The 22,796-nt window shown below is 56.7% G+C and carries 18 protein-coding genes; 11 read left to right on the top strand and 7 right to left on the bottom strand.

Going from position 1 to position 22,796, the window contains the following annotated elements:
- Positions 1 to 97: 97 nt before the first annotated feature.
- The gene (locus ACO6TI_RS00465; protein WP_422384143.1) at positions 98 to 1,702 is read right to left on the bottom strand and encodes a TolC family outer membrane protein; all 1,605 of its coding nucleotides are present in this window, start codon (positions 1,700 to 1,702) and stop codon (positions 98 to 100) included.
- Between the two features lie 768 nt (positions 1,703 to 2,470).
- Between ACO6TI_RS00465 and ACO6TI_RS00460 the strand changes: the two genes are divergently transcribed.
- A complete protein-coding gene (locus ACO6TI_RS00460; RefSeq protein ID WP_196878656.1) occupies positions 2,471 to 3,142 on the top strand; it encodes a GntR family transcriptional regulator in 672 nt (223 codons plus the stop codon).
- 61 nt (positions 3,143 to 3,203) lie between these two features.
- Here the strand turns inward: ACO6TI_RS00460 and ACO6TI_RS00455 are convergent, their stop codons facing one another.
- On the bottom strand, positions 3,204 to 4,241 hold the full coding sequence (locus tag ACO6TI_RS00455) for a LacI family DNA-binding transcriptional regulator (protein ID WP_196878657.1): 1,038 nt from the start codon (positions 4,239 to 4,241) through the stop codon (positions 3,204 to 3,206).
- Positions 4,242 to 4,489: 248 nt separating this feature from the next.
- On the opposite strand from ACO6TI_RS00455, the gene ACO6TI_RS00450 reads away from it, so the two are divergent.
- The 10 genes from ACO6TI_RS00450 to ACO6TI_RS00405 all read left to right on the top strand — a co-directional run bounded on the left by ACO6TI_RS00450 (position 4,490) and on the right by ACO6TI_RS00405 (position 16,341).
- Positions 4,490 to 5,857 (top strand): ABC transporter substrate-binding protein, encoded by a 1,368-nt coding sequence (locus ACO6TI_RS00450; RefSeq protein WP_055113694.1) that lies wholly within the window; start codon positions 4,490 to 4,492, stop codon positions 5,855 to 5,857.
- A gap of 141 nt (positions 5,858 to 5,998) precedes the next feature.
- Complete coding sequence (locus ACO6TI_RS00445) at positions 5,999 to 7,240, top strand: carbohydrate ABC transporter permease (RefSeq protein WP_055113692.1); 1,242 nt, start codon at positions 5,999 to 6,001, stop codon at positions 7,238 to 7,240.
- Positions 7,240 to 8,388, top strand: a complete 1,149-nt coding sequence (locus ACO6TI_RS00440) for a carbohydrate ABC transporter permease (RefSeq protein WP_055113689.1) — start codon at positions 7,240 to 7,242, stop codon at positions 8,386 to 8,388. Before ACO6TI_RS00445 ends, ACO6TI_RS00440 begins: the two co-directional genes overlap by 1 nt.
- A 33-nt stretch (positions 8,389 to 8,421) precedes the next feature.
- Complete coding sequence (locus ACO6TI_RS00435) at positions 8,422 to 9,513, top strand: ABC transporter ATP-binding protein (protein ID WP_055113687.1); 1,092 nt, start codon at positions 8,422 to 8,424, stop codon at positions 9,511 to 9,513.
- Positions 9,514 to 10,166: 653 nt separating this feature from the next.
- Positions 10,167 to 10,955, top strand: a complete 789-nt coding sequence (locus ACO6TI_RS00430) for a DeoR/GlpR family DNA-binding transcription regulator (protein ID WP_196878658.1) — start codon at positions 10,167 to 10,169, stop codon at positions 10,953 to 10,955.
- A complete protein-coding gene (locus ACO6TI_RS00425; protein WP_197000032.1) occupies positions 10,955 to 12,025 on the top strand; it encodes an ABC transporter ATP-binding protein in 1,071 nt (356 codons plus the stop codon). The genes ACO6TI_RS00430 and ACO6TI_RS00425 overlap by 1 nt, the downstream gene beginning before the upstream one ends.
- 67 nt (positions 12,026 to 12,092) lie before the next feature.
- The gene (locus ACO6TI_RS00420; RefSeq protein WP_196878659.1) at positions 12,093 to 13,376 is read left to right on the top strand and encodes an ABC transporter substrate-binding protein; all 1,284 of its coding nucleotides are present in this window, start codon (positions 12,093 to 12,095) and stop codon (positions 13,374 to 13,376) included.
- Between the two features lie 130 nt (positions 13,377 to 13,506).
- Positions 13,507 to 14,394: a carbohydrate ABC transporter permease gene (locus ACO6TI_RS00415; protein ID WP_197000033.1), complete on the top strand. Its 888-nt coding sequence runs from the start codon at positions 13,507 to 13,509 to the stop codon at positions 14,392 to 14,394.
- Positions 14,391 to 15,212, top strand: coding sequence for a carbohydrate ABC transporter permease (locus ACO6TI_RS00410; protein ID WP_422384142.1), 822 nt, complete (start codon positions 14,391 to 14,393; stop codon positions 15,210 to 15,212). Before ACO6TI_RS00415 ends, ACO6TI_RS00410 begins: the two co-directional genes overlap by 4 nt.
- Before the next feature lie 220 nt (positions 15,213 to 15,432).
- Entirely contained in the window at positions 15,433 to 16,341 is a 909-nt protein-coding gene (locus ACO6TI_RS00405) for a sugar kinase (protein WP_422384141.1), read from the top strand.
- Positions 16,342 to 16,468: 127 nt separating this feature from the next.
- On the opposite strand, the gene iolB is transcribed toward ACO6TI_RS00405, so the two are convergent.
- The 5 genes from iolB to ACO6TI_RS00380 are packed head-to-tail and all read right to left on the bottom strand — an operon-like array spanning position 16,469 to position 22,795.
- Positions 16,469 to 17,290, bottom strand: a complete 822-nt coding sequence (gene iolB / locus ACO6TI_RS00400; RefSeq protein WP_055113677.1) for a 5-deoxy-glucuronate isomerase — start codon at positions 17,288 to 17,290, stop codon at positions 16,469 to 16,471.
- Positions 17,287 to 18,183 carry a myo-inosose-2 dehydratase gene (gene iolE / locus ACO6TI_RS00395; protein ID WP_108875942.1) on the bottom strand — a complete coding sequence of 299 codons (897 nt, stop codon included), beginning with the start codon at positions 18,181 to 18,183 and terminating at the stop codon, positions 17,287 to 17,289. Before iolE ends, iolB begins: the two co-directional genes overlap by 4 nt.
- Positions 18,184 to 18,203: 20 nt before the next feature.
- Complete coding sequence (gene iolD, locus ACO6TI_RS00390; protein WP_422384140.1) at positions 18,204 to 20,045, bottom strand: 3D-(3,5/4)-trihydroxycyclohexane-1,2-dione acylhydrolase (decyclizing); 1,842 nt, start codon at positions 20,043 to 20,045, stop codon at positions 18,204 to 18,206.
- Complete coding sequence (locus ACO6TI_RS00385; protein ID WP_422384139.1) at positions 20,042 to 21,988, bottom strand: bifunctional 5-dehydro-2-deoxygluconokinase/5-dehydro-2-deoxyphosphogluconate aldolase; 1,947 nt, start codon at positions 21,986 to 21,988, stop codon at positions 20,042 to 20,044. Before ACO6TI_RS00385 ends, iolD begins: the two co-directional genes overlap by 4 nt.
- Positions 21,989 to 22,015: 27 nt before the next feature.
- Positions 22,016 to 22,795: an ATP-binding cassette domain-containing protein gene (locus ACO6TI_RS00380; protein ID WP_055113425.1), complete on the bottom strand. Its 780-nt coding sequence runs from the start codon at positions 22,793 to 22,795 to the stop codon at positions 22,016 to 22,018.
- Position 22,796 lies beyond the last annotated feature (1 nt).

The following is a 22,796-nucleotide window of genomic DNA, read 5'->3' as shown; positions in this document are numbered from 1 at the left end:
CGCGGCAGACACTGAAGGAGGACCGAGCCTGCAACAAAGGGCAATGAAAGAGACTTATTTCAAAAGATGAGGCGCAGACAAGGGGATCAAGGGATGATCAGAAGTGGTGGAGACCAAGAGCGGCAAGAGAATTCCAGAGTTTCCGTGTCCGATTCCTTGGTGCAGCCGGCCGAGTTTCATTTTCAGTGCCGTTGCGATATGGCCAGTTGACCCAGTTGATGGAACCGTTTGCCTGAGATTGATAGCCAAGCGGTTCAACATGAGAGGAAGTTGCCACCTGTGTCTCTAACGTATCGTTTTCTGTTGGACCCAGTTCCAGGTTTTCAGGAGGGAATTCGGGAACGAGCCGACTGACCGGAGCCGGGCGCGTTTCGATGATCGCAAAGTGCCTGGGAGCCAACCGGCCGATGTTTGCCAACAGGAAGAAATCGGCAATCCGCGCATCGTAACGGGCACGGACATAGTCGACCTGGCTCAAGAGGAGTTCCCGTTCACCGTCCAGCACGTCGAGCAGTGTGCGCTGACCGCCGTCAAACTCGATCTGAAGACCTTTGACGGCTCTTTTGTTCGCCTCGATCGCTCTTTTGCCTGCCTGTGCACGTAGCCTTGAAGCCGTGCGTTGCTTCATTGCCCGGATGACGTTTTCCCGAATGATCTGCTGCGTGTCATCAAGCTCATACTCTTCCTGTGAAGCTGTGAATTTCGCGCGTCTGACGGCAGCAATGTTCCGACCACCGGTGAACAGCGGTGCGGACACGCGCACACCGAACCTGAATTCTTCATCGTCCTGGCTGGAAAGATTGTCCTTGTATCCGTTTTCCCATTCGCTCTCGAGCGAGACACGCGGCAGCATGTCGCCAACCGAGGCACGAGCCGCGTAACGGGCTGCTCTTGCATCCGCCGTGGCGGCGCGAATGGACGGATTGTTCTGAAGCGCAGTTGATATGGCGTTGTCCAGATTTGCCGGCAGGATCGATTTGGGAACGGCTGGCCATCCGAGTCGTTTCGGGATTTGACCGGTCAGGCGCTCATACAGGGCTTCCGATGCCTCCAGGTCACCGACTGCCTGATCGCTGTTGCCCTGCGCTTCCGCCAGACGAGCAAGTGCCTGTTCGATGTCGGTCCGGGTCGCATCGCCGGACCTGTAACGGGCCCTTGACGCAGTCACCTCGCGCTGCACCACGGCGGTATAAGCCCTCAGCCGGCCAAGAATTTCGAGGTCCCTTACGACGCGGAGATAGGCATCGGCGGTATTCAGCATCAATGTCTGTTCAGCACCAATCAACTGGTTGCGTCCGGAAACGGCCTCCTCATGCGCCTGGTTAAGACGGTTCACACCTGCAAAGCCCTGAAAAAGGGTCTGCGAGACGGAGAGGTTCAGTTCGTGTGAAAAATCGCGATCGCGGTTTTTTGTGCTGTTCAGGCTGCGTGCGTTGTGCTCCCCCAGGTAGGAACCGGTGACGGTCGGAAGGAATTCCGACCGCGCCGTCCAGACACCCTGGTTTGTCGCCTGATAGCGTGAGCGCTCTGCCTTGAGGCGTGGATTGACGGCGTAGGCAGCCGACATGGCTTCCTCGAGCGATTGTGCCATGGCGGGCGCATGCGCAAGGAGCAGGCTGACCAGAGACAGTCCGGACAGCATAATTGCCAGGTTGAAACTGATCCCTCGCAGCAATTTCAGAGGGGCGAAAAAAGGTGTCATCAATGCGCCGTTTTGTTATCTGCGCAAAAAGTAAATTTATATGGTTAACCAATGGTAAGCGACGGGGGATTTGCTGGTGAAAATCATGTAAACTCTCCAAAGGCAAAAATACGAATTATTGAATAAAATGCCGATTATCTGATAATCTTAAATAAACTTGAATATAGAAATTCACGTTTTGATGAACTACGAGATTTATCATGATGATGAATTAGTTTATGTTTCATAAATGCATAAATATATTGCTCGTTCTTCAGTTTTATTCTTGGGATTCTGTAGATTTTGAGTGAATATTTGAATCGAATGAAAGCGCGGTCGCCGATATTTTATTGGCGCGAATCTGAATGACCTCACAGTGGGCAAGCTGTTGGACATGGCAACCGTCTTGGCGCGATCGGCAATCTGGTCAAACGGTATTGCCCGCCAAATCCCGATGCGGTGTCGAAAATGCAAAAGAATTCTCGAGCAAGACGGGGGTCAAATGATCTTGTTCAGCTTTCTTCAAGGAGATCATACGTATTTTTGACGATGGCATCTTCGGGTGTCGTGCGAAATTTCATTTTAAAAACAAAAGGATAATGTTCGGGCAGTATTGCCGGCGGGCAATCTCATTCGACAAAACCGGCATTTGTGTAAAATTTTATCGATTTAATTATCAATGATGAATTGATTTGCTTGCAAAAAAGGGTCTTCCCGGCCGGGTTTGCCCGCCGCCGGATTTCCTGCGCAATCATCTGGTCACCGCAAAAGGTTTGAAAGCTTCAGGCAATGTTAGCGAAAGCCAAGTCCACACGGGTCGACAATGCATATGAACGGCTGAAACGCGAGATTCTACACGGCGTCCTGCCACCAGGATATCAGGCGCCCGAACCGGACATTGCCAATCGGCTCGGCATGAGCCGGACGCCGGTGCGTGAAGCTCTGATCCGGCTTGAAGCCGAAGGTCTGATTGATCTTGTGCCGCGTAGAGGGGCCAAGGTTGTTGCGATATCCCGTAAAGATTTTTGTGAGATATTTCAGATTCTGGCTGTCCTTGAGGCGCTTGCGGCGCGCGAGGCGGCCTGTCGGGACGACCGAGGCCGGGCCCTGGAAGAATTCGAGCATCTGCTTGCGGAAAGTGACCTCGCGCTGGAAGCTGAAAATATCGGCGACTGGGCCAAGCTGGACGACAGTTTTCACAGGCTGATCGCTGAGCTTTGCGGGAATGACCGGCTTGAAATCGAGATCACGGGCCTGCTCGACCAGATCTACCGTGCAAATTCAGTATTGCTGCGTCTGAGCGGGGCGCCGGCCGCCAATTCAGAAGATCATCGAAGGATCGTGGAGGCGATCGCCGCAGGTGAAGCCGAGACAGCCTCCGAGATCGCCAAGACGCATCGGCTGCATGGGTTGAACACCATGAAAAACCTGATGCAAAACAGTGGATTGTCCCAAGTCTAGGTCTGCAAAACGACGAAATTCACCGCTCCGTTGGAACCGCCGAGTATTACGGTCGACCCTTTTACCTGCCCGGTACCGGACCGGTGGATTGACCGATGATCAACTCCGCGTCGAGATGGAGTGACGATGGTTCCCGCTGCGGACTCGCGATTATGTCGAGGAGCAGTTCGGCAGCCCTTTGTCCGGCGAACCGCACGGATGATCGGGTGCAGGTGAAAATCGGCACTTCACCGCTGTTGGGCAGGAAGGAAAGCGCATCATCATGAGTGATGATCGAAACGTCTTTTCCGGTTTCCAGGCCACACTGTCCGATAGCACGGGCAACGCCGATCGCAGAGATCATTGACGAAACCAGAAAGGCTGTCGGCGGGTTGTCCGACTTCAGCATCTCCATGGCGTTGTCGCAGCCAAAAGGCTCCGTCATGTCGGAACTTCGCATGATCGCGTTGTCCGCCGCCAGACCGCGCGCGGCCAATGCATCTTCGAAACCCTTTCGCCTGCGCCTGGCAAAATCCATGTGTTCGAGGCCGTTCAGAAGCGATATCCGCTGGTGTCCGAGATCGAGCAGAAGGTTGGTTGCCCGCTCGAAGGCGCGCCGGTTGTTCATGTCGACCCAGGTTGTCTCGCTTTCGGCGCCGGGAATGCGCCCGTGCACGACGAATGGCAGATTTATTTCCTTCAAGAGCCTGTGACGGTGTTCATCGGCCGCAGGGCCGTGAACAATCACGCCGTCGGCTTTCTTGCGGGTGGCGATTTGCCGGTAGGCATCTTCTTCGTGATCATCCTCCACAACGGAAATGATCATGTCGTAGCCGTGTTTTGAGTAGGTTTCACCAGCACCGGCAATGAATTCCAGAAAGATCGGATTCATCATTTCGTGGATCGACCTCGGAATGACGTGACCGATCGCCATCGAACGCCCGGTTGCCAGTCTCCTTGCCTGGCTGTTGGGGGCGTAGCCGAGCTCATCGGCCATTTCCGCAACACGTTTGCGGGTCTCCGCGCTGACTTCCGGATAGCCGTTCAGAGCACGGCTGACTGTCGTCTGCGAAAGGTTCAGACGATTTGACAGTTCCCTGAGATTCACACCCTTGCTCATGATACCCAAAACGCTTTGAAAGCGACCTCCAAACAAGCTGTTATTGAAATGCAACATTAATTCGCGAGTTGTTCGCTTGACAAGACCGAAGTGTGACGACATGTTTAGAGTTAAATCCAAAGCGGTTTGGATGCCGGATACCGGTGAGTTTGCTGCCGGGGGAAGAGGCTTCGGTGTTGATACCGGTGGGTGAGGTATGCCACTTTAAATGGAGTGTCCCGGTAAAGGGACAATCTGGGAGGACTGACATGAAAACACGTTTGATGGCCTGCGCGGCAGGCTTGGCGCTGGGCGTTTCAATCGGCGCAAGCGGTTCCCTTGCAGCTGACCTGAAATTTGCGCCGGGCGAAGGACCCTTTGACTGGGACAGTTACAACAGCTGGGCTGAAAGCGCTCCGGATCTGAAAGGGCAGACCGTCACGATTGCCGGCCCCTGGCTGCAGCCTGAAGACGGGTACTTTCGCAATGTGCTCGCCTATTTCTCCGAGGCGACGGGAGCTGAGGTCATATACACCGGCTCGGATTCCTTTGAACAGCAGATCGTGATCGATGCCGAAGCCGGGGCCGCCCCGAATATTGCGGTTTTTCCGCAGCCAGGTCTTGCCTCGGACATGGCGTCCCGGGGTCTGTTGAAACCTCTTCCTGAAAGCATGGGTAACTGGGTTGCAGACAATTACGGGGCAGGTGACAGCTGGGTGAACCTCGGCACATACAAGGATGCCGACGGCAATGATCAGCTCTTCGGTTTCTTCTACAATGTCAACGTCAAGAGCCTCGTCTGGTACGTGCCGGAAAATTTTGAAGACGCCGGTTACGAAGTTCCCGAATCGATGGAAGACCTCAAGGCGCTGACGGAGCAGATTGTCGCCGATGGTGAAACACCGTGGTGCATCGGGCTTGGATCGGGCGCTGCAACCGGCTGGCCGGCCACCGACTGGGTGGAAGACATGATGCTGCGCACGCAGCCTGCAGACGTCTATGATCAATGGGTCACAAACGAAATCCCGTTCGACGACGAGCGTGTCGTTGCGGCAATCGAGGAATTCGGCTGGTTCGCCCGCGACGACGACAAGGTTGCCGGAGGTGCCGATGCGGTAGCCTCGACCGACTTCCGCGACAGTCCAAAGGGCCTGTTCTCGTCTCCGCCGCAGTGCTATCTGCACCGTCAGGCATCCTTCGTTCCGGCGTTTTTCCCAGACGGGGTCGAATTTGGTGCGGATGTCGACTTCTTCTATTTCCCGTCCTATGCGGAAAAAGACCTCGGCAATCCGGTTCTGGGCGGCGGCACGTTGATGGCCATCACCGAACCATCCGACGCAACCACGGAAGTGATGAAATTCTTCCAGCTTCCGCTCGCGCATGAAATCATGATGGCACAGACCGGCTTCCTGACACCTCACAAGGGCGTCAATCCAGAGGCCTATCTGAACGACACCCTGCGCGGACAGGGCGAAATCCTGGTCAACGCAACGACATTCCGCTTCGATGGTTCCGATCTTATGCCGGGCGGTGTTGGTGCGGGCACATTCTGGACCGGGATGGTCGACTACACTGGCGGCAAGGATGCTGGTGCTGTCGCCGGAGAAATCCAGAACAGCTGGGACGCTCTCAAGTAATGTAACAACGGCCGGACCTCGCGCGAGATCCGGCCGTTGTCGTTTGATACGAAAGCGCACTTTACGCTCCTTTTTCCCCAAGACAGGTTCTGCCCGGAAATTCCGGGAAGGAACTGCAATGACTAAAGGGATGGAACGGCCATGTTTTCGAACAACCCGGCGCTCTATGGGCTGACGGTAATCATAATTGGTGTCGGCGGCTGCCTCGGATACTTCTTTTTGTCGAACCTGTTCCTCGACAAGGTGCTCTTTCCGGCATCCGGTCCGAATGCAGGACGGAACATCAATCGTGCGAACATGATCCGCCCCTGGCTGTTTCTGTTTCCGGCATTGTTTGCACTGGTTTTGTATCTAGCATACCCGGTTTTTGAAACGCTTCGGCTTTCACTCACCGACAGGGACCAGGGTGGCGCCTTCGTCGGACTGGCAAACTATCGCCAGATGATGGATGAACCGAAATTCTGGGAAGCGGTCCAGAACAACATGCTCTGGCTGATTGTCGTCCCTGCCATATCGACCGCATTCGGTCTGCTCGTTGCGCAGTTGACCGACCGGATCAGATGGGGAAACCTAGCCAAATCCCTCATTTTTATGCCGATGGCAATATCCTTCGTCGGCGCTTCGGTCATTTTCAAACTGATTTACGACACGCGTCCGGAGGACCAGAACCAGATCGGTATCCTGAACGCGATCTGGTTGAAACTCGATGGTGGCATCGGATCTATCCTGATGTTGCAGGTGTTGCCGTCAATCCTGCTTGTCGGGTTTGTCGTCATTGTCGCCTCCGTTGCATGGTCGTTCGTGCGCGGGATCATCGCCAAGGGTGAAGACAAGTCGGTTTGGCTGCTTCCGCTGCGCCTGCTTGTCGCCGGCGGCGCCCTCTGGCTGATCTGGGTGTCCATAAGCTCCTTGCTTGGGCTCTGGATCGGCGGCCTGCCTTACGGCGAAGCACAGACATGGCTGACGATTCCGCTTTGGAACAACTTTTTCCTGATGGTCGTCCTGATCTGGATCCAGACCGGTTTTGCGATGGTGATCCTGTCCGCAGCCTTGCGGGGCATTCCGGAGGAGACAGTCGAGGCAGCCATCATCGATGGCGCGAACCCCTTTCAGATCTTCTTCAAGATTAAGGTTCCGCAGATCATGGGAACCATTGTCGTTGTCTGGACCACGATCACGCTAACTGTTCTGAAGGTCTTCGATATCGTATTCGCGATGACAAACGGTCAGTGGGAAACGCAGGTTCTGGCCAACTACATGTACGACAAGCTGTTTCGCGCAAATGACTGGGGCATCGGCTCGGCGAGCGCGATCGTCATCATGCTGCTTGTGACGCCAATCCTCGTCTGGAACGTCTACAACGCCCGGAAGGAGATGAAGTGATGGCCAGCATTGCCGGCAAAAAATCCGCTTTGACATGGGCAGTTCATATCTCGGTTGCCCTGCTTGTGCTGCTCTGGTTGTTTCCGACGATCGGCCTGTTCGTATCGTCGTTCCGGACCGCTGACCAGATTTCGAGTTCCGGCTGGTGGGCTGCGCTGTTTCCAGCAGAACAGAACGAAGTCTATCGGGCCGCCGATCCGGACGACAACCGAGTGGCGGACGGCGACATGTTCGTCGTCAAGGGCAATATTTTCGAAGGTGACCCAAGGGACATCCGCTCCTGGGGTGTGTCTTCCCGCAATGTCTCCGCCTATCAACCCGGTGACACCGCGGAGATGAAGGACGGCGAAAGCGTGACCCTTCAGGCTGACGGCAGTTATGTCTGGCGCGGCAATGACAAACAACTTTCCGGGCGGGGGCAACGGATCTTCATCACCGCAACCGTGCCGCCTGAATTCACGCTCGGCAACTATACCACGATCCTGTTTTCCGGATCCGGCCAGGACAACATGGCCAAGGCATTCTTCAACACGCTGACGGTGACGATCCCTGCGACCATCATTCCGATCGTTGTTGCAGCGTTTGCTGCCTACGCGCTTGCCTGGATGGAATTTCCCGGACGGGCGCTGCTGATTGCGGCCGTGGTCGGGTTTCTGGTCGTGCCGCTCCAGCTTGCGCTAATACCTCTCCTGAGGCTGCATTTGGGAATAGGCATCGGGAAAGGGTATCTGGGGGTCTGGCTTGCCCATACGGCCTTCGGCATGCCACTCGCGGTCTATCTCCTCAGGAATTACATGGTTGGACTGCCCCGGGATATCATCGAAAATGCCAAGGTGGACGGCGCGACCGATTTCCAGATCTTCACCCGTATCATTCTGCCACTCAGTTTCCCGGCCCTGGCGTCGTTCGCAATCTTCCAGTTCCTGTGGACCTGGAACGATCTTCTGGTGGCCAAGGTGTTCCTGATCGACGCGACGGGGTCAACAACCGTCATGACCAACCAGATCGTCGAACTGCTCGGCACGCGTGGCGGCAATTGGGAAATCCTGGCAACGGCCGCCTTCGTTTCGATTGCCGTTCCGCTTGCCGTCTTTTTTGCGATGCAGCGGTATCTGGTCCGCGGCCTGCTAGCCGGATCGGTGAAGTAACATGAACACGAAACCTTTTGGAGAGCAGCCGACATGACCTCCTTGTCCTTGAAAGACGTCTGCAAGTCCTACGGTGAAATCGAAGTTCTGCGTGACATCAACCTGGAAATCGAACAGGGCGAACTGATTGTATTTGTCGGCCCGTCGGGCTGCGGCAAGTCGACGTTGCTCCGCATGATTGCCGGACTTGAAAAGATCACCGGTGGTACGCTTGAGATCGATGATGTCGTGGTCAACGACGTACCACCGGCGCAACGCGGCATCGCCATGGTGTTCCAGTCCTATGCGCTCTATCCGCATATGACCGTCTACGACAACATGGCCTTTGCGCTGAAACTCGCGCGCAAGTCCAAGGAAGAGATCGACGAGGCGGTCAAGAATGCGGCAGAAACGCTTCAGTTGACCGAATATCTCGACCGCCTGCCGAAGGCTCTCTCCGGTGGGCAGCGACAGCGGGTTGCCATCGGTCGATCCATCGTGCGGGATCCGAAGGTGTTTCTGTTTGACGAACCGCTTTCCAACCTGGATGCCGCCCTGCGGGTCGCAACCCGGATCGAAATCGCGCAACTCAAGGAGAGCATGCCGGAAAGCACGATGGTCTACGTCACTCATGACCAGGTGGAAGCGATGACACTCGCAAGCCGGATCGTGGTGCTGCATGGAGGCAATGTCGAGCAATTCGGTGCGCCACTGGATCTTTATGAACGGCCGGCAAACACCTTCGTCGCCCAGTTCATCGGGTCACCGGCGATGAACCTGATCGAAGCGAAGGTGACGGCAACCGGTGACACCACATCTGTGAAAATGGCCGACGGTGGGCATGCGGATGTCCCCATTGCATCGGTCGACGGTGATGTGGGCGGCACATTCAAGCTCGGCGTTCGACCCGAAGACCTCACAGTTACGGAGAGCGACGACTACCTCGTTTCCGCACACGTTGACATGGTGGAAGCGCTGGGCGAGACCACGGTTCTCTACTTCAGGTCACAAAACGGCGAACCGGGTCTGGTTGCCAAACTTCCGGGAATTCACCGCATCGCCAAAGGCACGAATATCCGGCTGAACTCGGTGCCGGAGAAACTGCATCTTTTCGACGGGGACGGGCGATCCTTGTTGTATCGGTGAAGGCAAGCCGACACGCAAGAGCGAACCGGCTGAAAGCATCGGAGAACCTGCGCATTTATCCCCCTCTTCCGGGGGATGGATGTCTTCGTGTCTCCGGTCGTTGCAAACAGCCGGTGGCCGGCTTGAACCATGGCCTGACAGCCGTTCCCCTGTGAGTGACGAGGGGCACCTTTTGGTCGAGGACCTCAAGGGCGGGAACAAGGCAGCCTTCGTGCAGGCTGCGGAGCCTGTGATTACCCGTGCAAGCATGGCTCCAATCTTCGCTTTCGGGACAATTCCTGGCAATGGTGAATGTTTTCGATCGTGACGTCGAAATGCCGGAATTCATCTTTTGGCAGATGACGGCAAAAGACGCTGAATTTCATCGTTTCAACATTTGCCGACCAATCTTCTCCCGTAAACTCCTTCAACCGCCCTTGCAGACTCCGTTTTAAGTCCCTGCAACGGTTCCGTTTTCATTAAAATTTCAGACTGACGGTTCGCGAGACGTCAAAAATGTCATATCATTTTCATATGAACGTCGAATAATGTTCATATGAAAATGATTTATCGCACTTCGAGGTTGATTGTTTTCGAGTCAACGCGAAGTGCTTGCAGTTCATCCGCTCTCGACTCCAGTCGTGGCGGCTCAGCAGATATCGGGTCGAAGGCATATGCTTGGGCAAGTTGACATTTCAAAACGTCAGGCGGAAATCGCAGACCTCGTGCAGAAAGCGGGCTTTGCGTCGGTCGAAGAGCTTGCCGAGCGTTTCGAGGTGACGACCCAGACCATCCGGAGGGACGTCAACGGGCTGTGTGAACTTGGCGTTTTGCGTCGGACACATGGTGGTGTCGAGCCGCCGGCCCCGGCCTCCAATATTCACTACTCTACGCGGCAGATTCTAAATCACCCTGAAAAACAACTGATTGCAGAGCAGGTTGCCACAAGGATCGAGAACAATCAGTCGCTTGCATTTTCGATTGGTACGACACCGGAGATCGTCATGCAGGCACTGACCGGTCATGAAAAACTTGCGATATTCACGAACAATCTGAATGTCGCCTTTACAGCGTCGAGCAACCCATCCTTTCAGGTGACCATCGCCGGTGGCCGTCTGCGCCACGGAGACAGGGATATCCTTGGGTCTGCGGCGCAGACGTTTTTCTCCAACTACAAGGTCGATGTCGGTATATTCGGTGTGGCGGGCGTCGATGAAGACGGAACGCTGCTGGACTTTCATGAGGACGAAGTCGCCGCCAGGCAGTCGATCCTGGCCAACTGCCGAAAGTCGTTCCTTGTTCTGGATCACAGCAAATTCGGACGTGGTGCACATGTTCGCGGCGGACAGCTGAAAGATGTTGACGCAATTTTTACCGACCGGCCCGTGCCCGGGGAATTCTTGGCAAGCCTCGAAGGAGAAGCGACCGAGTTTATCGTTGCGGGTGAAGGGAGTGGCTTGTGATGGTGAACGGTCAACTATCAATTTCCGGCAAACCGATCGGCCTAGAAAATGTTTCCCGCGTCTGGGGCGAAACGATTGCAGTCGATGCGCTGTCAATCGAGATCCCCGCCGGATCATTCACGGCGCTGCTCGGTCCTTCCGGGTGCGGAAAGTCTACCACCCTGAGGATGATCGCCGGCCTTGAGAGTGTGAGCGGCGGGCAGATCCTGATCGGCGGAAATGACGTTACCGGCAGGCCGTCCTCCAAGCGTGACCTGTCCATGGTTTTCCAGTCCTATGCGTTGTTTCCGCATCTGAGCGTAGCGGAAAACATTATTTTCGGCTTGAAGGTCCGGCGCATGAACCGCACCGAGCGTGACTCCCGGCTGAAAAAGGTTGCAGACCTTCTCGGCCTGTCGCAACTGCTCGAGCGCAAGCCGGGCCAGCTCTCGGGCGGGCAGCAACAGCGTGTTGCACTCGGGCGGGCGATTATCGGCGAAAAACCGATCTGCCTCATGGATGAACCGCTTTCGAATCTCGACGCCAAGCTCCGCCATGAAATGCGGCTCGAAATCAGGTCCCTTCAGCAACAGCTGGGCTTCACCATGGTCTACGTCACTCACGATCAGGTGGAAGCGATCACCATGGCAGATCAAGTCGTTCTCATGAACAATGGCCGGCTGGAACAGGCGGCGGCGCCCCGGGAGCTCTATGAAAAGCCGGCAAGCCCGTTTGCGGCCCGGTTTATCGGAACCCCGCCGATGAACCTTTTTCCGGCAAACGCATTCAAAAAACTCTGCACCGCACCGGATTTTCAGCTCGGTGTTCGTCCGGAAGCCATGCACCTTCAGGACAGCGGTCCCGTATCAGCCTCCGTCAGAGCCGTCGAGTATCTCGGTGCCGACATTCTCGCAGATTGTGTCGTTGCTGACACCTCGTTTCAGGTGCGGTTGCCGACAACGCGCCCGGTTGCACCGGGCGAGGCTATCGAATTGGGTTTCGAACCCGACGCGCTTCATGTCTTTGACGCCGACACCGGTCGACGCAGGGATGATCTCGTTTCAGAATTCGGAACGCTGTTGCGTTCCTGACCGACTGCGCGCGCCCGCGTAGACCAGCCGCTTTGTTGCGGATGTTCAAACCTTAGGAAGTAAACAGATGTTGAAGTCAACTTTCCTGAAAGCCGTTGCTGCAACGGCTCTTTCCTTCAGCACCTGGGCGTCCGCTCAGGCTGTTGATCTGCAATTTTATTTCCCGGTCGCTGTTGGCGGTAAGGCCGCCGAAACCATCCAGGAGCTGACGAACGAATATATCGCTCAGAACCCGGGTGTGAACATCGATGCTGTCTACGCCGGTTCCTACCAGGATACCGTGGCCAAGGCGATCACCGCGTCGCGCGGCGGCAATCCACCGCAGCTTTCGGTCATCCTGTCCGTCGACATGTTCACCCTGATCGATGAAGACCTGATCATTCCTTTCGATGATTATCTCACCACCGATGAAGACAAGAAGTGGGTTGAGGGTTTTTATCCTGCCTTCATGGAAAACAGCCAGACCGGTGGCAAGACCTATGGCATTCCCTTCCAGCGCTCGACACCGGTGCTCTACTGGAACAAGGAAGCTTTCAAGGACGCTGGTCTTGATCCGGATGTTGCACCTGAAACCTGGGACGAGATGGTTGATTTCGGCAAGAAACTGACCAAGAAGGATTCAAGCGGCAATGTTACGCAATGGGGTGTGCGTATTCCGTCTTCCGGTTTCCCCTACTGGCTGTTCCAGGGTCTTGCCATCGAAAACGGGGCGATCCTTGCCAATGCGGAAGGCAACAAGACCAATTTCGACGACCCGAAAGTTGTCGAGGCTCTTCAGTTCCTTGTCGATCTGAGCACGAAACATGAAGTAATGGCGCCGGGCATCATCGAATGGGGCGCAACGCCCAAGGCCTTCTTTGAAGGTCAGACGGCCATGATGTGGACTTCCACCGGTAACCTGACAAATGTGCGCAGCAACGCGCCATTCGACTTCGGTGTCGCCATGCTGCCGGCCAAGGAAACCCGTGGCGCACCGACGGGCGGTGGCAATTTCTACCTGTTCAAGGGTGCGTCCGACGAACAGTCGAAGGCTGCTGTCGAATTCGTCCAGTGGATCACCGCTCCGGAACAGGCCGCGAAATGGACCATTGCGACCGGATATGTCGCGCCGCGTGCGGAAACCTGGGATACCGATACGATGAAAGCCTATACAGCCGATTTCGCACCGGCTCTGGTTGCCCGGGACCAACTCGAGTTCGCCAAGGCAGAACTGTCCACTTACCAGAACCAGCGCGTGACGGGTCTCTTCAACGATGCCCTGGCTTCCGCGATCACCGGTAAGAAAGACCCTGCGACCGCTTTGAAAGAAGCCCAGGAGCAGGCTGACAAGATCCTCGCGGAATATCGCTGAATTGTCATGGGTCGGGGCACCGGTACTCCTGCCGGTGCCCTGTTCCTTCTTTCAATCAGGACTTGCCGGGGTCGGTGACACGAGAAGGCGGACCCGGGCGAAAGTCCAGAATTTTTGAAGTGTAATGAAGATGCGGGCACTCAAATTGAAGCGGGACTGGATCCATGGATGGCTGTTGCTCATGCCGGCATTGGTGTTCCTGTTCGCCTTCACCCACATTCCCGCAATCACGACGTTGATCAACAGCTTCTTTTCGACGCCACGCGGCCGCAGGTCGGCGAAGTTCATCGGCCTCGAAAACTACGATCGCATGGTCAACGATCCCGTCTTCTGGAAAGTGCTCTGGAACAATCTCTGGTTCGCGATCGGTACAATTCCGGCTTCCGTCGGATTGGCCATCGTGATGGCTTTGTGGGTCAACGAGAAACTGATGGGGCGCGGCTTTGTGCGCATGGCCTATTTCACGCCCACGGTCCTGCCGTTGATTGCCGTTGCCAATATCTGGCTGTTCTTTTATACGCCCGGCTTCGGACTGTTCGACCAGATCACCGGATTTCTTTTCGGCTGGCCCGCAAGCAACTATCTCGGCAATCCCGACACGGCCCTCAATGCCATCATCGTGGTGACGGTCTGGAAAGAAGCCGGGTTCTTCATGATCTTCTACCTGGCGGCGCTTCAGGCGATCCCGGTCTCGCTCAAGGAAGCGGCGCAGATCGAAGGGGCCGGGCGCTGGACGATATTCTGGCGCATAACCTTTCCGCTGTTGATGCCAACGACCCTGTTTGTCTGCGTAAACGCTGTAATCAACTCCTTCCGACTGGTTGATCACATCTTCATCCTGACCGACGGCGGCCCGGACAACGCCTCGGCGCTTCTGTTGTTTTACATCTACGAAGTGGCATTCCGCTTCTGGGAGACTGCATATGGAGCCACGCTGACAGTTGCGCTGCTTGCACTTCTGTCGCTGCTCGCCATCGGCCAGTTCTTCTTCTTCGACAGGAAGGTGCACTACAAATGACCCGCACCTCGGAGACGTTCGACCGTGTTCTCAATACCGGTGTCGCATGGGCGCTGGCGCTTATCTGGGTGCTGCCGCTCGCCTATGCTGTCTGGACCGCCTTTCATCCCGCCGCCTACGAGGCGCGGTTTGAATTGTTCGCCCCCCTTACGCTGGAGAACTTCTCCAAGGCCTGGGATGCGGCCCCCTTTGCCCGATATTTCCTGAACACCTTCATTCTGGTGACGATGATCCTCGCCGGACAGTTCTTTTTGTGCACATTGGCGGCCTTTGCGTTTGCGCGGTTCGAGTTTCCCGGTCGCAATATCCTGTTTGCCCTTGTGCTGCTTCAGCTTCTGGTGATGCCCGACATACTGATGGTCGAGAACTACAAGACCATGAGGCTTCTCAATCTGGTCGATACGATCCCTGCGATCGCCTTGCCGTATATCGCCTCCGGCTTCGGCATTTTCCTGTTGCGTCAGACGTTCATGACAATTCCCAAGGAACTGGACGAGGCCGCACGTATAGAAGGAGCGTCTTTCCTCGGTGTCCTCTGGAAAGTCTATATTCCACTCGCCAAACCGACTTATCTTGCCTATGGCCTGGTGTCCGTCAGCCACCATTGGAACAATTTCCTATGGCCACTGATCGTGACAAATTCAGTCGAAACGCGGCCTGTTACCGTCGGTCTCAGTATTTTCTCGGCGATCGACAGCGGCATCGAATGGTCCGTGATCAATGCAGCCACCCTGATGACATCGGGGCCGTTGCTGATTGCCTTCCTGTTGTTCCAGCGCCAGTTTGTTCAAAGCTTCATGCGCGCCGGAATCAAGTGATATCACCCGCCCCGACGTGAGACTGTTTTCCGCCACCTTGTCCCTGAAAGTGATTTCAAAAGGGCGTCAGTTTCCGGACCTGTCTAAAGTCTGATGGGAAAGGCGATTGACGCGTTCAACATTCGTGATATTAACTTAAGCCGAATTTAAATGGATTTAAATCGCAGAAAACAGCGATTTGTGTGCCTCTGGCACCATGATGATTCCTTGGGAGGAACTTGTGTCTAAAACGTTTCTGGCCGTCGGCGAGTGCATGGTTGAGATGGCTCCAACCGGCAACGGCACATTTTCGATGGGGTTTGCAGGAGATACTTTGAACACGGCGTGGTACGCGCGCAAGTGCCTTCCGGACAGTTGGAATGTTGGCTACCTCACCGCGGTCGGCCAGGATCAGGTGTCCGAGCAGATGCTTGGTTTTCTCAAGCAGTCCGGCATCGATGTCGACCCGGTTCGCAGACTGGATGACAGGACGGTCGGCCTCTACATGATTCAGCTGAAAGAGGGGGAACGCAGCTTTGCCTATTGGCGCTCCCAGTCCGCTGCGCGTTGCCTTGCTGCCGACGGCAATCATCTTCGCTCTGCCATCGGCGGGGTCGACCTGATCTATTTCAGCGGGATCACACTGGCGATCATGTCGCAGGGGGACCGGGAAACCTTCTTTGCGGTCCTGAAGGAAGCGCGGCTGGCCGGTGCGAAGACGGCCTTTGATCCCAATCTCCGGCCGCGTCTGTGGGAGAGTGCAGACATCATGCGCGCCTGCGTGACGAAGGCCGCCGGCTTGTGCGACCTGGTCATGCCGTCTTTCGAAGATGAACTTGCGTATTTCGGGGATACAACTGCCGACGTGAGTGCGGACCGGTATCTGGCGGCAGGTGCCGGCATGGTTGTGGTCAAGAATGGTCCCGAGGAAGTCATCTGCGCCTCAAGGGAAGACAGGCAGTCTTTTCAGCCGAAACCCGTTTTGGACATTGTCGACACCACCGCGGCTGGTGACAGTTTCAATGCGGCATTCCTTGCCGAATATCTGACCAGTGGCAATGTCAGGGCAAGCGTCGACGCCGGGGCGAGGCTTGCAGGAACAGTCATCCAGCATCGCGGCGCGCTGGTGGATTGTTTCGAAGCGGCTTAGCTTCAGCCACCTGAAACGACTTTCGGTCGAATGCACGGCCCCGGGCTTGATCCTGACTGCCGATCGCTTTGTTTTCAGGTGGTCCCGGATCAAGTCCGGAACCGCCTGAGATCTCAGTAACGGGCCTTCAGCCCGCGTCTCTTTGCGCAATCCAGTCGTGATCCGGATGGTTCTTGAAACGCCAGTTTCGCATCGGTCCTGCCATGACGTTGAGATAGTACATCTCGTATCCGTAGGGTGCGCCGCAGGGGTGGTGTCCCCTGGGAACGAGAACGACGTCGTGACTGTTCATTGAAATCGTCTCATCCAGGGAACCGTCTTCGGTAAAGACGCGCTGGTGTCCATAGCCCTGATCCGGATTGAGACGGTGATAGTAGGTTTCCTCCAGATAGGTCATGTCCGGAAAGTTGTCCTCGTCATGCCGGTGCGGTGGATAGGACGACCAGTTGCCGGACGGCGTGAAGACTTCGGTGACCAGGAGACTGTCGGCGACATCCGTCTCTTCCATTGCGATCGGGAAGATGTAACGGGTGTTGGCACCCTTGCCGCGCGTGACTTTTTCGGGAACCGGCAGAACCCGTGCCTCATGGCCGCCTTTTCCCGGTGCCGTGCACACGCCGATGGTGCAGTCGGTCGTTGCCGTTGCCGACCAGTCGGCGCTACTTGGCACATAGACACTGTGTGGCGGCAGCTGTTCGAACACGTTCATGCGCTCGCCCTGTTCGCCGAAGTCTTTCCCGCCGGCGGAGATCGACGCCTTGCCTTCCACCATCACCAGGATGACTTCCAGAGCGCCAGTCTGTTCCGACACTGTTTCCCCCGCCTTCAGCCGATACAGACCGAAACCGACATATCCCCAGTCGGACGACTTGGGGCCTTTGGCGTTTTCGATCGTGATGTCGTGAACCTTGCCGCCGTTTCCGGCTGGCTTGCGCAGAAGTTCGCTCATGTCAGGTCTACCTCCTGTGCTGCGGTCTTGAGCGTTTTCAGACCGAGGCTCTGGTAATGGAATGGATTGCGGGCAACCGGATCCTGTTCGGCTTCAATCACGATCCAGCCCTCGTATCCCGCGTCCTTCAGGATTTTCAGGAGGGGCGTGAAATCGATGCCGCCTTCTTCGTCTCCCGGCACCGTGAAAACACCGGCACGAACGCCGTCCATGAAGGATTTGCCTGTATTTCTGATGTCTTTCATGACACCCGGGCGAACATTCTTGGCATGAAAATGCCTGACCCTGTCAATGTATTTTTCCAGGATCAGAGCGGGGTCTTCACCCTTGCTGCCGAAGTAACAATGGCCGGCGTCGAACAGCAGTTTCGTTGCCGGGCCGGTTGCCGCCATGAAGGCGTCGATTTCGTCGGGAGTTTCGACGACGGTGCCCATATGGTGGTGATAGACGAGATCGATACCCTGGCCTGCGCAAAATTCCGCCAGTTCCTCCATCTTGGCGCCAAAGACTTTCATCCCGGTTTCGCTGAGCACAGGGCTCGTGGAGATATCGACATCAGCAGCCTGAATGGTGTTGGAGGTCTCGCAGGCAATGCAGACCTTGCAGCCATTGTGCTTCAACTTGTCCAGATGCGGCTGGATCGCTTTCTTTTCGTCCTCGACCGACTGGGCAAGGAGGTTAAGGGAATACCAGCCGGACACGAATTTCAGGCCATGATTGCCGAGAAGCTGCTTCAGCTCTTCCTTGTCATCGGGCCAGCGGTGACCGTTTTCGATGCCATCGAAACCGATTTCAGAAGCCTCGCCAAGGATCTGCTCGGTCGGGATGTGTGCGCCGAGGCTCTGGTCGTCGTCATTTGCCCAGGCGATCGGGTTGGTGCCGTATTGGATCATGCGTTTTGTCCTGAAGAAAATTAATCCGCGGCGCGCTGATGCTTCAACGCCGCCACATAACCCTCGCGCGCGGTCCTGACCGCCTCGCGGGAAGAAACCTCTGGGATGGCAACATCCCACCAGTGACCACCACCGTTCTCTCCCGGGCCGTGCATCGGGTCGGTGTCGATAACGATGACGGTCGGGACCGCCCGGTCACGGGAGGCCAGAATCTGGACTTCCAGATCCGCAATGTCCCGTGCCTTGACGGCGTGCGCACCCATGGAAGCAGCATGGGCGACAAAGTCGATATCCGGCTGAACTTCGACATTGCAGTTTTGATAGAGATTGTTGAACTGCTCTCCACCGGTGCCCATTTGAAGTCGGTTTATGCAGCCATAACCTCGGTTGTCGGTTAGAACGACCGTAAAAGGGACCCGGCGCATGACCGCAGTGGCAAGTTCGGAATTGGCCATCATGTAGGAACCGTCTCCGACAAAACAGACAACATCCCGGTCCGGTTTCGCCAGTTTGACACCCAGGGCTCCGGCAATTTCATATCCCATGCAGGAATACCCATACTCCATGTGGTAACCGCCTTGCGGTGCCTGCCACAGCAGCTTGAGCGCTCCCGGCATGGTGCCGGCGGCGCACATGGCGATGGTCTTTTGCGTTGCGGTGCGCTGAACAGCACCGATGACTTCCGCATCGAGCGGAAGATAGTCTTCCGGGATATTTGTGCGGGCGGTGCAATGGGCATCGACCCTTGCGAGCCAGTCAAGACGGGATTGCGGGTCGAAGGCGCCGCTGTTGTAATCTCCGAGTGCACTGGAGATCTTCTCAAGCGCGGCCTTGGCATCGCCGACAACGGCTGTGGCACCATGCTTGCATGCGTCATAGCCCTTTACGTTGATGGACACGAGTTTGCGGCCGGAGTTCTTGAACAAGGCCCAGGATCCGGTGGTGAAATCCTGAAAGCGTGTACCGACACCGATGACAAGATCGGCAACTTCGGCCAGCTTGTTGGCGCACTCGGCGCCATCGACACCTGCGGCACCGAAGTTCATCGGATGGGACTGGGCCAGGGCGGATTTGCCGGCCTGTGTCTCCAGGACCGGAATGCCGTGCCGGGTTGCGAAATCCGCGAGCGTCTCTTCTGCCTGCGAATAGACAACACCGCCACCGCATATCAGGACCGGATTGTCCGCAACCTTGATCATCGCTGCGACGTCGTCGATATCACGGCTGTCAGGCTCCGGGCGCCGAATGCGCCAGACCTTCGGCTCGAAGAAGCTCTCCGGGTAGTCGAAAGCCTCGGCCTGGGTGTCCTGACAGAATGCAAGTGTGACCGGTCCGCAATTGGCAGGATCGGTCATGACCTGAAACGCGCGTGGCAAGGCCGTCAGCAGGTGTTCAGGTCGGCTGATCCTGTCGAAGTAACGCGACACGGGACGGAAACAGTCATTCGCCGACACCGTACCGTCGTCAAAGTCCTCCACCTGTTGCAGAACCGGGTCCGGAGCGCGGTTTGCAAAGACGTCACCGGGAATCAGGAGCAGGGGAAGTCGATTGACATGGGCGAGAGCTGCTGCGGTGACAAGGTTGGTCGCTCCCGGGCCGATGGAGGACGTGACGGCCATTGCGCGGGTCCGCTTGTTGGCCTTGGCATAGGCGATTGCCGTATGAGCCATTGTCTGCTCGTTCTGACCGCGCCAGGTGGGCAGCGCATTGCCCGCCTGTTCAAGTGCCTCTCCAAGGCCGGCGACATTGCCGTGGCCGAAAATAGCCCAGACGCCGTCAATGAAACGGTTGCCGTCCTCAGTCATCTGCGCCGCCATGTAACGGACCATCGCCTGTGCGGCGGTGAGGCGGATCGTGCTCATTCGTGAATTCCTTGAGGTTCGTTCAGCCGCGCTTTGCTGCGTGCTTCGTCCCAGATGTGGCAAAGCCGTTCATAGCGACTGCTCATATCCGCGACAGCTTCTTCATTTGTCATCCTGTTCGCAAGCCATTTGCGGGCGGCATCGGCAAAGATCGTGCGGCCAACCGCGAATCCCTTCACGAGTTGAAACTGAGCAGCCTGGGCAAAGCTTGCCGCCAACTGATCTTCAGGTGCATCGAGACCAAGAACGACAATGCCCCGTGTGTAGGGGTCGTTGTCTGTGATCGCTGCACAGGCCTTCGACCACGCCTCTTTTGAGGTCATGGGTTCGAGTTTCCACCAGTCCGGATAGATGCCGATCTCGTACATGCGCCGAATGATTGTTGCGGTCGTGTCGTCGTCGATTGCGCCGACCTTTGACGGTATCACTTCCAGCAACAACTCGAGGCGGTTGCGCCGACAGGACGCGAACAGTCGTTTCAGGATATCTTCCTGTTCGGTTCTCATCTCTTCGGAATCGTCCGGGTGATAGAAACACAGCACTTTCACCACGTGTTCGGTGGGCCATTCCGCCAGACCACCGAAATCAGGACCGATTTCGGGTTCCAGGGTGAGTGGACGCGAGGCCGGCCATTCGACAGGGTGACCGATCCACAACCCGGTTCCGGCGGCCCGGTAAAGCGCGTCGCGGCCGTGCCGGCTGTCGCAAAGGATGCCGTAGCCTGACCGGTCGTGTGCAACGCTGAGCGCCGCGTCGAGGCACAGGTTCTTGAAAAATCCGATATGCTCATGGGTGACGCCTGCTTCATCCGCCATCTGCTCGATCTGGATACGGTGATCGAACGCAAACACGCGCATGGTCGACCAGTCACCCCCATGGGAAAACTGCCGGTTGGTCGACCAGTGGATCTGATCCAGTTCCGGGTCCTTGCGCAGCGCTTTCGTCTTTACGCCGCGTTTCAGGAAAAACTGGAGTTCCTCCCAACTCGGATAGGCCGGCGTGCAGCCGTGACGGGAGACAGCGAAGGCGCCACAGGCATTGGCGTAGGTCAGGCTGGTGACCCAGTCCTCGCCCTTTATCCAGCCTCTCAAAAGGCCTGACATGAAGCCGTCGCCAGCGCCCAGAACATTGAAGACTTCAATGGGGAAACCGGGCCCGGAAATACCGTCATCGAGGCTATCGGGGATGCCGCCCTCGAATGCGGTGGCTCCCATGGGTCCGCGTTTGCAGACAAGTGTTGCCCCGGACACATTGCGCACGTTCCGGAGGGCCTGAACCGTGTCGGTTGTGCCGCCGGCAATGTGGAATTCCTCTTCCGTGCCGACGATCAGGTCGAAGAGATGCAATGTTGCTTGCAGTTTCTCGGTGACCTTGGCGGACGCAATGAAGCGGTTTTCACCGTCACCATGCCCGGAAAGCCCCCACAGATTGGGCCGGTAGTCGATGTCGAGTGCTGTCCGGCCACCACTATCGCGGGCGAGTGTCAGGGCTTTCGTCACCGCCGCTTCGGTTTGCGGATGGCTCAGATGGGTTCCTGTTGCCACCACGGCCTTTGCAGAGGCAATGAACTGCGGATCGATATCATCTTTGCACAGGGCCATGTCGGCGCAGTTCTCGCGATAGAAAATGAGCGGAAACTGTTCCTGGTCCCGGATGCCGAGCAGAACCAGGGCTGTCAGGCGCTCCCTGTCGGTAACGACACCGCGTGTTTCCACGCCGTGCCGCTCCAGTTCTTCACGGATAAAGCGCCCCATGTGTTCATCGCCAACCCGGGTAATCAGCCCGGACTTCAGGCCGAGCCGCGCCGTCCCGGTCGCCATGTTGGTGGGCGAACCGCCGATATACTTGTTGAAGGATGCCATATCCTCCAAGCGGCCGCCGGCCTGTGCTCCATAGAGATCGACCGAGGAGCGGCCGATGGTGATGACATCGAGTTTTTTCACGACTTTATCCCGTCAATTATTCTTCACTCAGACAGTTCCGCCGAGAGAACCTTCGAGTTGAGCGAGTTCCTGACCGCCAGCCATGAGTTCCTGCAGTTCCTCGGCCTGTATGTTTCCGCGTTCTGCTGTGCCGAGGGTTTTTCCCCGGTTCAGGACCGTAAACCGGTCCCCGACGGCCATTGCGTGGCGCACGTTGTGTGTGATGAAGACAACGCCGATGCCCTTTTTGCGGACCTTGTCGATTGTGGCGAGCACGTTTGATGTCTGTCTGACGCCGAGGGCGGAGGTCGGTTCGTCGAGGATGAGGACCTTTGCGCCGAAATAGACCGCCCTTGAGATGGCGACGGTCTGGCGTTCTCCGCCCGACAGGGTGCCGACGGCCTGGTCTGGCGAGCGCAGATGAATGCCCATCTTGGCCATCTCGCTCATGGTGACCTGGTTGGCCCTGGTGAAGTCGAAGAACTTGAGCGGGCCGATGCGCTTTTCCGGCTCGCGTCCCATCCAGAAGTTGCGTGTGACCGACATCAGCGGGATCATCGCCAGGTCCTGGTAGACCGTGGCGATGCCGGCGGTCATGGCATCGCGGGGGCTTTCGAAGTTTACTTCCCTGCCTTCGATCAGGATCTTGCCATGGGTCGGCTTGTGGACACCGGACATGGTCTTGATGAAGGTCGACTTGCCCGCGCCGTTGTCGCCCAGAAGGCAGTGGCATTCTCCGGCCTTGACCGACACGGTGACCCCGTTGAGGGCGATGACCGGGCCGAAGTGCTTCTGGATGTCGACGAGTTCGATCAGTGCATCGCTCATG

The organism is Roseibium album (assembly GCF_965233825.1).
Lineage (GTDB): Bacteria > Pseudomonadota > Alphaproteobacteria > Rhizobiales > Stappiaceae > Roseibium > Roseibium album.
This window is presented reverse-complemented; position numbering and strand designations above follow the sequence as displayed.